Below are 12,428 nucleotides of genomic sequence, written 5' to 3' on the forward strand. Positions count from 1 at the left end.
AATCGACGATCCACGAACAGCTCACCAACTTCAAAAATCTGTACTCACCAATCACATTATGAGCAATTCGCCACCTCTCCCACTTAACGACCTGGCACCACTGCAACCACATGTTCCCGCATGAATTTCCGCTCTTGGTCAAAATCCCAAAATCCCACCGCCAGTTGAGTAACCTCCAAGACTACCCGTGGTTCCTCGTACAATCCTTTCACTCTGCAATACCCACCCACCTTCATCTCGTCACACTCCTGTGCACCCACCGACCAGGAGGTGCCATAGTCCATATGCTGCCTCAACCACTTCTCCGCCCGCATTGAGGCAACTGGAGTGCTTTTGATTGTTCGTTGAATGCTGTCATGCAGCGCCGTACTGGCCTGTCTGTCAGCCGCGATAGCCGGCATAAGTGCCAAAAACATAGCATTGGCCTGCAACATGGGAAGCCTTTCGTATGACTCCCAGATGCGATTTGCATGATCCGTCAGCTCGTCCCCCAGATCCCACGCGAGCCAGACAAGCAACGTCCGCAACTGCATCGACTCATCAACAGAATCAGCAGCGGCCTCGTCTACCGCAGCAAGTAATCGTGATTGCGATCCCAACAGATATTTGAGGCTCTCATTGAGCAGATAGCGGCGGTCACGCTCTTCGACGAAAGGCAGTCCCGTGGCCGCCCAGCGTTTCTGCTTGTCCAAATGGCGCAACTCTCGAATCAACGCCAACACCGCAATCAACTGGATTGGAGTAACGATCTGTCGCGATTCATCTCGACTTGCCAGCTCTAACTGCTGAACCATTTTCCTGCACAATGCCCGTGATTTTTTTGCGACTATATGCGCGATGCCAGCATCTGAAAGCTTGGCTTCTTCAGCAGGGACAATAACGTCATCCTCTGACGTTTCATCCTCCTGCCCTACCTGCTCCTCTTCGGTTCGTCCAACGTGATCGACCCCAATACTTTGCGCCTCAAGACCTTCATTTAAGCGTCGCATCAACACATCGATCAAATAGGCCAAATCACCCGACTTCAGCAGGCGCGGTTTGTGCTTGCCTTTGGTCATGTCACTGATGCTGATCGCCAGGGTATCCGGAGATGAGCCAGCTTCAGAGTTGTCCGTCCTTGCGCGATGTTCGCGCACAGCTTCCTCGATCTCTCGATTCGTCTGTTCCGCAAAAATGACTCGTTCAACACTAGCAATGAGCTGAGAAATATCGGCATCACTCGATCCCAATTCGCTAAGCGCTGAACGAACCTGATAATGCCTGGAAGATTGTGCAGTCATCTCAATGACGGAGGGATGCAGAATCATTGCACGAGCAACAGCGCAACCGTCCTCCTCCAGCAAGCAGGAGCGAATGTCGGTGGGCTCGATTGTCGTTCTGAACTCGACTTCCTTGTCGCTACAGTCGATCACATAGACTCGCTCCAACTCCTCCTGGTTAGGACCAAGTAACACCGCACTTGTGACAATGAGAGGAGCTCCTCGGAGCGTGATTCGTATCAACCCCAGCGGGTTGGAAAAACCTGAGAGGATCGGCAGACCCTCTTCTTGATACGTGTTCTCTTTGAGCAAATTCCGCTGGCGGATCTGTTCGAACGCCTCTTGATCCAGGTCAGGCAGATCGAACAGCCCACTCATCAAGGTGGCCTCTGCGGCCTCGCGGGCAAGATCACCACTCTGCAGTAGAACGGCTTCGACGTTGCCATCCCCCTCGCCGCTCATCCAGGCAGGACGACTCGGGTTCGCACTGCCACTGACAAAGATGTCGCCGGCCGCATGATCGCACTCAAAGTAGAAAACCTTCGCATGCAGATAGCCAATCTGATGGCACCACAAAGCCCTTGCATCAACGTGCCGCACCCCTTCGACGGCATAAACGCCGGGAAGCTGCACTGTCTCAGGGTCAATGCCGACTACGACTTGGGCTTCAGGCCAACGATCCTTCAACTTCCTAATAAGAAGTAACCTGGAATCAAAAAACGCCCCCAACACTGCAATCCTTCGCACCGGTTCAGTCACAAACGCCGCAACTTGATCAATGAGCGATGGGGATCCCGCTCCCTGCCCTAGCAACGCCGGCGTGATTACATGAGACATTGAGGTGGCGATCAAAGGCGTGACGAAGCGATTGATCGCCAGTGCAGATTCCAGAATCGGCGCAGGCACCTTGCCATGCTCCAGATTGATCCAGTGCCGAAGCATCTGCCAGAGCGATCTGAGAATAGCGGCACCCTCTCTATCCTTAACGCCATCCACCTCAACCCAATTGGTAATCTCGCGATTAAAGCCTAATCCGGACAGAGTAAGGTTGTGACTACCAACCAGGATCGCGGCTTTCTTCGCCCCCAGCAACAGACAGATCTTGGGGTGGAAGGCCCCACTTACCCCGATTGGCAAAAGCGTGTACGCATGGCCAGCCAAACGAGGTCGGGTCGCCCGACTCTCCCACGCGACGGCACATTGCCGACGATCCATCAGCACCACGTTATGCCGGCATCCAGCACTCACTAACTTACGTAGCAATACCTCTTCGTAAAAGGGCAGTGTTGCGTTGAAGGTGGTGATCAGCGAAGCTTCATACCCTCCTCGCTTGATCACATCCAGAATCGAGACGACTTCAGACACTGGTCACCTCCATCAGACTCCTACCCGAATCGGTGAGTCGAGTCTTACCCTCATCATCACGCATCAACAATCCCAAGTCGTGCAAGATGCGTACTGCTTGCCGGAATCTCGGCGTTGTCTGGGAGGGAGGTGGAACCTGATCGCACACAACTTCCAAACCTCGCTCCGAAGGCCGCAACTGAAAAGTTGATCGGCTTGACTGCCGAAGCTTGCGCAGTGCCACGCGCAGATGAGTATCCATGCTCCAGAGCATCAACTCGCTCATCACCTTTTCAAGAGACATCTTCTGCCAGTCGATGCAACGATCGCGAAAGCTCGTTAAATTGATTGGGTAATCCCGTAGCCACTCCTTACTTATCGCAAGCCCCGAATATGGCAGCCGACTCAGATCATCACGAGCGACGAGCATGGCCAGCAACTCAAGGCTTTTGGCGAGCAACAACGTGACTTCCTCTCCACCCGCCCACCCGGCGATCAACTGCATACCGAGTTGAATTTCATGTGCCGCGTTTTCCCAGTCAGCTAAGTCCGGTCCATGCACCCTTGTGTGAGTTACCAACGCCTCGAAGCTCGTATTCCCTAAAGCATTCACCACTTCAGCCATGCTTTCAGAGTGAGCAAACCAATTGGCGAATGATTCAATCGATCCAAACACCTGGCGTTGATCGGACGTCAGTGACTGTAGCTCCTGCAAGCAAATGGCAAAGATGGTCTGGAAAGCGACTGATAGAAGATCGTTACGTACGTATACGACCCAATGTGCGCAGGTACTCTGCAGTGCCTGAGGAATAACCCATGGCTCACCCGCTGGCAACGTGCGGGTATACACACAAGCACGGAAATTGTCCTCAGTAAGATCCCGACCACCCGGCAGTGCATCCACCAACTGCTGGATCAATGCCAGACTTCGGCGACGCTGCTCGCCCTCTTCCGCGTATGCACGTTTGTTGTCGAAAAAAATATCGGTGAGCTGCTGGCACTCCGCGAAACTTGAAGGGATATTGCAAGCGCAAAAGCCACTAAGCTCATCCAGATCCGCCAGAGTGACTTGATCCCCCTCGACTATCTCCCAGAAACGTTGGCCTGGAATGTCCGCATCGAAGTTTTTCGCCAGCAGCTCGCCGTACTCCTCGCTGTAAGTGGCCCATGACGTTGTGGAAGACTGCATGATCATCAAGTTGGCCAAGGTGCCAGCGTAATACTGAGAAAGACCACCCAACTTATTCACAAAGTAACGGTCCGCAGAGTTCTCGGTCGTTGCGTACTTCGACAAACATAGAGACTCACTGGCCTTCAAACGAGCCAATGCCGGAACGAGCTTGATGCGCCCAACCATCGCAATGCCATGCTGCTCACCCTCTTGATCACTGACCTGCGAGTGTCGCTCGGCAATCAAAGTGAACAGGCAATCTGCCCGCCGGAAACGCTCAACAAAATGGGCATGGTCGTCTTTCAAATAGCGTTGGTCATAAGACCAGACCAGCCAAGGGTAGAAAGAGTAGTAGCGCGCCCGATCAGTAACGTTGGTGATGCCTGGAAGCAACTGGCTATAGATCATCCCACAGGGCGCCTGAGTACCCAGATGATCGATTCCGGTGCTCGCATAAGGCGGTTTCAACCAGCCAGTGGTGAGCTTCATTGACGATTAATCCTTCAATACGCCTGGTAGCTTTTGAGGAGGGAGCGGTATAGTGGCATAGCGCCACAAAAAATGACTAGGAAGTACCGTTGAAGTATCTGCTCGATCTGTTCAAAGCCTATGCCGCCACACTGCTACAAGTCACCATCACCCTTGGCGTGATCGTGGTTTTCGCCTACTGGGCCCTCATCATAAATTTTTACCCGACCGGCATAACGATAAGTGAAAGCTTGCTCTTCGTTTTTGCCGCCTTGATGTTCGGACTTTTCTACGGTCTCTGGTATCTGCTCGCACTCGGTGCAGTTCACGGAGTCTTCCATTGGCGCTCGGATCAGATCAAGTTCGACAGCGGTCTCTTTATTCTCGGCATCGCGTTGACATCGGTACTCGGCATCGCCGCTTGGGCTGCTCACAATGTGAAAATATTGGCTCCGCTACTGGGTGCGATGATCCTTTTGATCATTCCCTGGTACTGGAAGCCCCTGCCGCTTTACACACCAGTTGCGCAAGTGCAAAAAAACCAGCGCCTAAAAATTCTGATCGTACTGATTGCAATCGTTTTGCCGATGCTCTTCGTACCCGATCTCACAGCCAACATCATTTCGAACTCAATGCAGCGCCTCGGCTTCCGGCAGATGGATGTATCGCTGAGCCTAGATACAACCAACCAAAACATCATAAAGAGCGTAGTGGATGAGTTAGATCTCACGCTACATAGCTGCGGCAACAGTAGTCACCCTGAACAGGTTGTGCACCATGTCAACGTCCTCTGGCATGGAATGGGCGAGCGCACTCTGATCGAAATGCCATTTCTGACCGACAGCAGCGGATCGGCATACCAATTCGAACTAAACAGATCGGGAGTGAATGTCATTCGCCGCCCGGACAACAAGGGCGGCATTCCATTGTGCTTTACGCTAGGCAATGACTTGCTGTTCGAAAGTTTTGCTTCCACCCTGACGCCAGATGGCGACGCGGCTCTTACAGCCTTTGCAGAGAAAGTAAAAACCTATCTGGAAGAGTCCAAGCGCAAAGTCATCGCAGTCACCGTCACCGGTCACAGTGATCGGAACCCAGTGCTTGCTTCTAACGATAGTAATCAGAAGCTGTCACGCCGCCGGGCTGAGAGTGTCGTCGAAAAACTCAAAACCCTTGGCCCCGAATTGCAGTTAAAAATCAAGGCGGCAGGTTCTCACATGCCGATCTCAACCTGCGCACGCAATCTGCCCAAACAAGAACTCAAGGAATGCTTGGCAATGGATCGCCGCGTGCAGATCGTTATCCAAACGAAGGAGATACAGTAACGGGCTTGAAAAAATTAAAGGGCGGGCAATCCCCGTCCCATAGATTCTGCGGGCGCGGGAAGAACGCTATCGACGAAGCGCAAACCTTTGACTCCGTAAAATAGGGAACACATGAATAAATGGTTGAAGAGCCGCGCTATGTGGCTGACAGCATTGCCGGCTGTGATAGTTCTCGTATCGGTACTGGAGACGACAGCCACCATCTCTGGCCCACTTCTACCATACCTGTTTCCACCTAAATCACCCGACGGCATCAATCCAGCACTTCTTGGAAACTGGTACCAGGAGTTCGAGTTTCCAGACCGTGGTTTCATCGTCCATTTCCAAGGCACCATCCAGTACTTCACGAACAAGACCTACAGGGTCACCGGCGACTTGAAAGCGATCAGTACCGTACCGGGTATTCCATTCGTCATCCACTACGACTATGACGGAAATGGAGAGTGGCAAGCGACCAACACTGAACTCGTGATAAAAGCTCTAAACGTCAAGGCACCAGCATCTCGCGTAGACCGCGGAGGAACGACCATTCCAGCCAGCGATATTGGACTACCCGCAGACAGCCCTGCGCTGGACCTTGGCCCAAAAATCATGCTCGCCCAGTCACAACGATATGACATTCGCAGCACAACGAAGGACAAGATTGTCCTAGAGACCAATGGTCTGTACGAAGATACGTTCATGATCAATATGACGCGTACCAAACGCACCTATCTGCGATAACACATATACGCCAAGTAAATAACTGTCGCCGACTGACGTCGCTGAAGCATTCTCGTATTTCGGCTAGTGGAGCGAAAAGCATTGTGATCGGCCTATTCAAAATCCCGCATTGATCACATGCTGGTAGCACGCAAAACCGCTGGTTACAGACCGTCTGTAAAGACTGCAATCTGGAAATGCGAAGAACCAAAAGCCGCCCGTGGAGCTAAACAATAGGCAAATCTAGGTCATCCACGATGGCGAAATACAAGAAGAGGCCGGCGTACTCCTCAGCTGCTTCGTGGAGTCAATTCTCTGGTTCGTTGACCAGCCAGTAAGCCTTCGCTGCCCCTCCCTGCCTCGCGTAACTGATACAGAACGCCATAAGATCACTCAGGTGAGCATTGATCGCCGAGCGGCGAATGCCAGGCTGAACGCCGATCACGGAAAACGTGAGCTTGGTGGCCGGTGTAGTTTTCAACAGCTGAGTAACGTCAGCTCTGTTGCCGCGAACAAAGTAGGAGGGTGATGTGTGCCTTGGAAGCATCCTATCTTCCATGTGCTGAAGAATCGTCGGCACGTTGCAGTAATAGACCGACTTGACCAACTGTCCTGCCACCTCGTAGACATCACCCACACGGCCTCCACTTGGTGGCCCACCCGCACCTTTGCAGTGGTAGAAGCTAACGTTAACCTCATCCTCAGCATTCTTGGTTACGCAGATATAATCGGCGGCCTCCCCCGCCCTGTGGTCGTAGAAGAGTCCTTGAACATCCGGCAGGTTGACCAGGTGTCGCTCCAGGTGCTCCTGCACGGTCAGGTTTCCGGCGAGCAGGGCTCGCTTTCGCAGCGTCTCGGGGGATTGATCCTGGGGTAGAAATTCGATGTGTATGCCACAGCCCCTCCAGTCGATGATCTCTGCATCGCCAGGAGCCAAACGTTCGGTTTGCAGCAACGGTGCGGCCATCAAATTCATCCCCTCAAAGGATGATTTGTCGGCGGCGTAGAACACTGGACTGTGCTCGCAGAGCCAGTCCGCCATTGCAACCCAGGAGTCGTGGGCAGACTCGATCTCGATGGAGACGTCAGGATCCAGACACGTCACCATTAGTGCGTTTGCCAAGTGAAATCGCATTGGCACTACGCCGAAGGCGCTAACCAGCGAAAAGGCTAATTGCCCCGCCTGTATGTCGCACTGAAAGTTCTGGATGTCCCACTCAACCAATCTCGAATATTGAACGCGCTGCTGGGCGACAGCCCGAAAGCGTACTTTCGGGTTGTTTTTGAAACCGCTTTTAGGCCAGTTCGCCGCTATGACCACATCTGGTAACCGACTCAAAGGCTTGCTAGAGCGCACGATGTCTAACTGGGTTGCGCTAAAAGGTGCATTACCGGAGAGGCGTCCGTTCAGGGTTTGCACCCACTCAACGAAATCAAGGATCGAGAGGCGCTGATTGCTCCATATCCGGGAACTGCTGCTTGCGCCAATCGTTTCCTTGACCTGTCCATTCATACCGCTGCCGAAGAAGTGTCCTTGGGAGAAGACTCGACTGTCGCCGGCTGTCACCGCCCTCTCCGCCTGGGGGCCAGTGAGGGTTCGATAAGTCTCTCCCTGCGAGTTGAACGTCGTGTTCTTCAGCCCAACGTTGTAAAACTTGACCTCCTCCAAGCCCGCGCGCGCCCTGCTGGTCTGTTGGTAGCTGAGCGGTCTGCAACCACCGGGAGAAATCGTATCCATGATGCAGAGGTAAAGCTTCTCCGTTCGACGGGTCGACCCTATGTAGCAGAGTTTTGCAGCCTCGAAAAACATCAAGAGAAACACGTCGTGACGCACGTCGATCAGAGCATCAGAGATGGCCCAATTGGGAGACGTCTCGTCTGCCGTCAAAACCAACGAGATTGTCCCATCTTGGGTTCCCCACTGCTTCACAATCCGCAAATGCCGCCCAATCGTGGAGTCAAGGAGCCCAAAACTCGGTGGCTCGTCACACTCGAAAACACGTACATGGGCATACAAGTTAAAGGACAGTGGCGAGACAGATTCATAGTCAGATTCGGCAATCTTCCTCACAGGGAGCCTTTCCATAAACTCCTGTTCCTCCAGAGATCCCGCCAGTTGAGCGACCGCAGCCTCATCAATCATCTGCGCAAGATTTACGCCTTCCTTGAGAAGAGACGCTGTTGCTTCCTTGATACGGAAAGTTGGTGCAATCAGCGTTGGAGGGCCTGTAGTTTCGTCCACACGGGCGAAACGTCCAATGAATTGAATTGTGGGCACCAGAGACTGGTGGGGAGCATGGAGCGCCGCCACCTTGAGTTTCGGAAAGTCATAACCCTCCCCGAACATGTCCACGCAAACGATCGCTGCCAGTGTACCGTTGATCAGCCTTTCCTCAATCGCCTCCTGCTGACGCTTCGTAAGTTTGCTGCTAATGGCCTCGACCGCTATGCCCAGGCCTTGATATAGCGGCACTAGATCCTGCGCGGCCTTGATAGTCCCTGCGCGTATAAACAGCCTATGATCGAACCCGTTTGCCCTGTCCTCGTTAAGCTGCTGAACAGCCGCCCGAGCTATGGCTTGATCAACGTGTTCATCATCGAGTTCGTCCTCGATCGGCGCCGCACAGAAGTTAATTGGCTCAAAGGCCCCCTCATCGACAGCCCGCATTACGGGATATCGATAAACGAGCTTCCCTGGAATGACGCGCCCATCTCGTCGAAAGGGCGTTGCCGCGAGAAACAAGAACCGAGCTTTTGTGAAGTGTTCGACGTAGGCCATCCAGGAATCGGCCGGGGCATGATGCGCTTCATCGAAAATCACAAGATCGAAGAAATCCGGGGGCGCACCAGGGGCTAGGTCGGGGGATGAGCTTGAAGGTGTCGAAACGACGACGTCGTAGGTTCGAAGCGATTGCCATTCTTCAAGGGACTGAGTACGGCCGATATGCAGGTGCACGTCAGGAAGCGGACAATCTTCAGCCAGCGCTCCAATCCGTCGGAGCGTGGACATGACCGAAATATGTGAATGCACCTGATTTCTCAAGGCACTTGAAGGTTCCACTATCAGTACACGCGCCGGCCCCAGCAACATGGGAAGCGCCATCATCAAGGAGGTCTTTCCATAGCCTGTGGGCAAACAGACGATGGCAGGGTCGTCCTGTACGGAGAAATGCGCCAAAACGGAGTGCAACGCACCCAGCTGCCCAGGTCTGAATCCATGATTGGGAGTACGCTGCTGTTGAAACAAATTCAGCGTCCCCGCTTGCTCAACAAAAAAATTCGGCACCGCAATCCCTCCTTTGGATCCGGTTGAAGCGTACTCTGGTGCCGTTTTTGTGCAAGTGATAAGGGGTGTGGATGGGTTTCGGGGCAAGTGAATTCAGCACCGACGACGGATTACCAGCGGTCTGCAAGGTTCTCCACTGGTTGGCGTGCCTGAGTTCAAGCAAGCCGAAAATCCGACTTTTTCAACAGAGTCGGCCGATAGCTGCCTCTTGGAACCGATTGAACCTAACCTAAGGCGGCCAGTCGTCCACAAATCTAGGAACCACACCCCGGACCGAGTGGCGCCTGAATATTACCGGAAGACTATTCCGTACCTATGCTGGGGCATGGCTGTTACGAGGTGCTTGCATCGGCTTGAAACACAGAATCGAGCGGTGTGTCGGCGCGCTACGGTGGATTCTACTCTTTTAGAATCGCTTGATGGATCAAGTCGGCCCAAATACATGGTTACTTCAAACCATCTCTGGTAGGTCTTTTTTTGACCAATCGAAAGGTTCGTCTACCATCTACCAAACATTAAGGATGAGAGGAAAAAGCCATGGCTGGATATGAGCTTTTGCAGCTTATCGTGATCGGTGTCATTGCCGGCGCATTTGGGCAAGGGCTACGCACGATCGTCGGCCTCAAGAAGGCGAGCGATGAAGCAGCGGCAGAAGGAACGACACTTCGCTCGGAAGGGCTGGACGTTTCTCGTTTAATCTTCAGTCTCTTTATTGGGGCGATCGCTGGCGGCATCGGCATCCTCACCATAACTGGTTTCCAAGCAAGCGCCGCTATCAATATCTCTGCCGAGATGTTCTTCGGTGTTGTGGGTATTGGCTATGCGGGTACCGATTTCATTGAGGGATTTGTCCGCACACAACTACCGAAATGGGGGGGGCAACCACTTGTCCCGACCATGAGTCCGCGCTCCCTGCATTCTACTACCGAGTTCTTCACCACCATCTCAAGCACAGACCGAATCAAGCAAAGCTGCGAGAAGCTTTTGAAAATCCCTGAAAACGCTTCCGATTGCTCAGGTTTCGCCAAGGCAGTAGCTCAGGAATTTGCAATCACATTGACCGGACAGGCCAATGACATTGTCGGTCAGTTGACCTCAGCCAATGGCTGGACAGAATTGGGATCGGATGCTCAGGCTGGACAAAGAGCTGCTGCAGCTGCCGCAAGAGGCGAGTTCGTGATCGGAGCGCGGAAGGAGACGGGTAACGGACACGTTGTGGTTGTTGTAGCAGGCTCCCCCCTCGCACACGGAAAGTACCCGTTTGCCTACTGGGGCAAGCTCAATGACCCGGCGAATGCCGGATTCAACAAGACGGTGAACTGGGCCTGGGACCAAGCTTCTCGCGATAGTGTTACCTACGCCAGTCGGGGCGTCGTTTAGGTGGGGCGCATCCGACGTTTTATAGGGCCAGGTCTGGTTTACATCTGAGAAGTGCAGTCCTCGAACTGGATAGCAAAGCACATTGGCATAGATTTAGAGACTAGGATTGGCGTCGTCGCTTACTTTTTAATATTGCGCAGCGCTAGAAAGAACAAACCCAACAGAGCAATTTCATCCGTATTTCGTTGTTAGAAAACGACCTGCCGTTCTTGGTCGGTTTACACAGACGTCAATAACAGCCTGACCGAAGCTTGCCCGCTATTTAGAGAAACGATGGTGGCGAACATTTCCTGAGTTGGAACGGAGGCGATAATGAAGAACGGAGTTCTTTTTGCTGTGGTCATGGCAGTGGCTTTGACCGGATGCACAGCAAGACTTACTGGTGGAGTGGATGCACTGAATCAGCGCATCGCTTATCTGGGTTTGAACGACAAGAACTGTTGGAACCCCGACAATCAGGAATCAGCGCGCTCCTGTCAGCTTGATGTTGGAGCCGGGATGAGGATCCGCCTCGACTCAATTGCCCTCCCCTCCGGCAACGAAAAAGTAGAGCAACAAACCCTCCCTTCGTCGTACACCTACACGGTGCCTGATGTGGATGGAGCGATGGCCGACGGCCTCGCTCTTGGGCGCGAGAATGCCTTCTTCATGACAACGTTGCTCTCGATGTCCGAACAGGATCGCGATGATCCGGGCGCGTGGCAGCTCATGTATGGCAACGACAGCGAATCCTATTCCAGTCGAGTGAAGACTGCGCCAGGAATCTATGCCACCCGTATTCTCAAACCATTTCTGGAAAAGATGCGTGTCGACTATCAGTTTGTAGAAAAGAGCGGTATCCCGAAGAGAACCACGTCTCAACTCGCAAAGCGTGTGTTCTGCTCCGCCGATGTGCAAGATCCTACGATAGGAAACGGCCTTGCGAGCCGGACCCTGCATGTGACACTCCCCGCTGGAAATGACGGTCCGCGCGCTATTGCCATTGGATCGGACGACTGGTTTTACGCCGACCAAGTTGGTGTCATCGATGCAAAACGGGGAAGCGAATTTATGAGGTACACGCTCTCGACGCCCGCGCGCGCGCGCAACAATATCGAACTAAGTATCGCCGTTCGCCTGAGCAGCGAGGAGGGAGTACGTTATGTCCCGCCATGCACCACGGTCGCGGATATAGAGCGCATGTTCGGAATCGAGATTGTTGGCCTGTGGCGAGAACAATCCAATTTTACGATGAAGGGCAAAGAGAGCGACGCAACCGCTGACGGACTCATCACGTTGAGAGGGAGCGATAAATCGACAGTGAGCCCCGACGGTTATTACTCCATCGAGCTGCGTTCTGGCGCGACAGCGGCGCCCGGCGGCAAGCTGGTCGACGCAACCAATCTCTGTGCAGAGATGAACGCTTGCCCGGAAAGCGTGCTGCTCGCACACCGCGACGTCCTGCTTGTAGGCCATCGCAAACAGATCCTTGGTTCCTTCTGGGCTCAATAACG

General features: G+C 53.4%; 7 protein-coding genes. 4 read left to right on the forward strand and 3 right to left on the reverse strand.

Annotated elements, in window-relative coordinates; all coding sequences use genetic code 11:
* Positions 1–83: 83 nt before the first annotated feature.
* Together ACEN8Q_RS11685 and ACEN8Q_RS11690 are read right to left on the reverse strand one after the other, a co-directional pair.
* Positions 84–2,624 carry a hypothetical protein gene (locus tag ACEN8Q_RS11685; RefSeq protein ID WP_413705221.1) on the reverse strand — a complete coding sequence of 847 codons (2,541 nt, stop codon included), beginning with the start codon at positions 2,622–2,624 and terminating at the stop codon, positions 84–86.
* Entirely contained in the window at positions 2,617–4,263 is a 1,647-nt protein-coding gene (locus ACEN8Q_RS11690; protein WP_413705222.1) for a hypothetical protein, read from the reverse strand. The genes ACEN8Q_RS11685 and ACEN8Q_RS11690 overlap by 8 nt, the downstream gene beginning before the upstream one ends.
* Positions 4,264–4,352: 89 nt before the next feature.
* Between ACEN8Q_RS11690 and ACEN8Q_RS11695 the strand changes: the two genes are divergently transcribed.
* Positions 4,353–5,567 carry an OmpA family protein gene (locus ACEN8Q_RS11695; RefSeq protein ID WP_413705223.1) on the forward strand — a complete coding sequence of 405 codons (1,215 nt, stop codon included), beginning with the start codon at positions 4,353–4,355 and terminating at the stop codon, positions 5,565–5,567.
* 111 nt (positions 5,568–5,678) lie between these two features.
* Positions 5,679–6,290 (forward strand): hypothetical protein, encoded by a 612-nt coding sequence (locus ACEN8Q_RS11700; RefSeq protein ID WP_413705224.1) that lies wholly within the window; start codon positions 5,679–5,681, stop codon positions 6,288–6,290.
* Positions 6,291–6,576: 286 nt separating this feature from the next.
* Here the strand turns inward: ACEN8Q_RS11700 and ACEN8Q_RS11705 are convergent, their stop codons facing one another.
* Complete coding sequence (locus tag ACEN8Q_RS11705) at positions 6,577–9,555, reverse strand: DEAD/DEAH box helicase (protein ID WP_413705225.1); 2,979 nt, start codon at positions 9,553–9,555, stop codon at positions 6,577–6,579.
* Between the two features lie 537 nt (positions 9,556–10,092).
* Between ACEN8Q_RS11705 and ACEN8Q_RS11710 the strand changes: the two genes are divergently transcribed.
* Both ACEN8Q_RS11710 and ACEN8Q_RS11715 read left to right on the forward strand, forming a co-directional pair.
* A complete protein-coding gene (locus ACEN8Q_RS11710) occupies positions 10,093–10,935 on the forward strand; it encodes a hypothetical protein (protein WP_413705226.1) in 843 nt (280 codons plus the stop codon).
* A gap of 312 nt (positions 10,936–11,247) precedes the next feature.
* Positions 11,248–12,426: a hypothetical protein gene (locus ACEN8Q_RS11715; RefSeq protein ID WP_413705227.1), complete on the forward strand. Its 1,179-nt coding sequence runs from the start codon at positions 11,248–11,250 to the stop codon at positions 12,424–12,426.
* The last annotated feature ends 2 nt before the right edge of the window (positions 12,427–12,428 follow it).

The sequence above is a fragment of the Pseudomonas sp. Pseusp16 genome (genome assembly GCF_047324915.1).
In the GTDB taxonomy this organism is placed as follows: Bacteria; Pseudomonadota; Gammaproteobacteria; order Pseudomonadales; family Pseudomonadaceae; genus Aquipseudomonas; species Aquipseudomonas fluorescens_CD.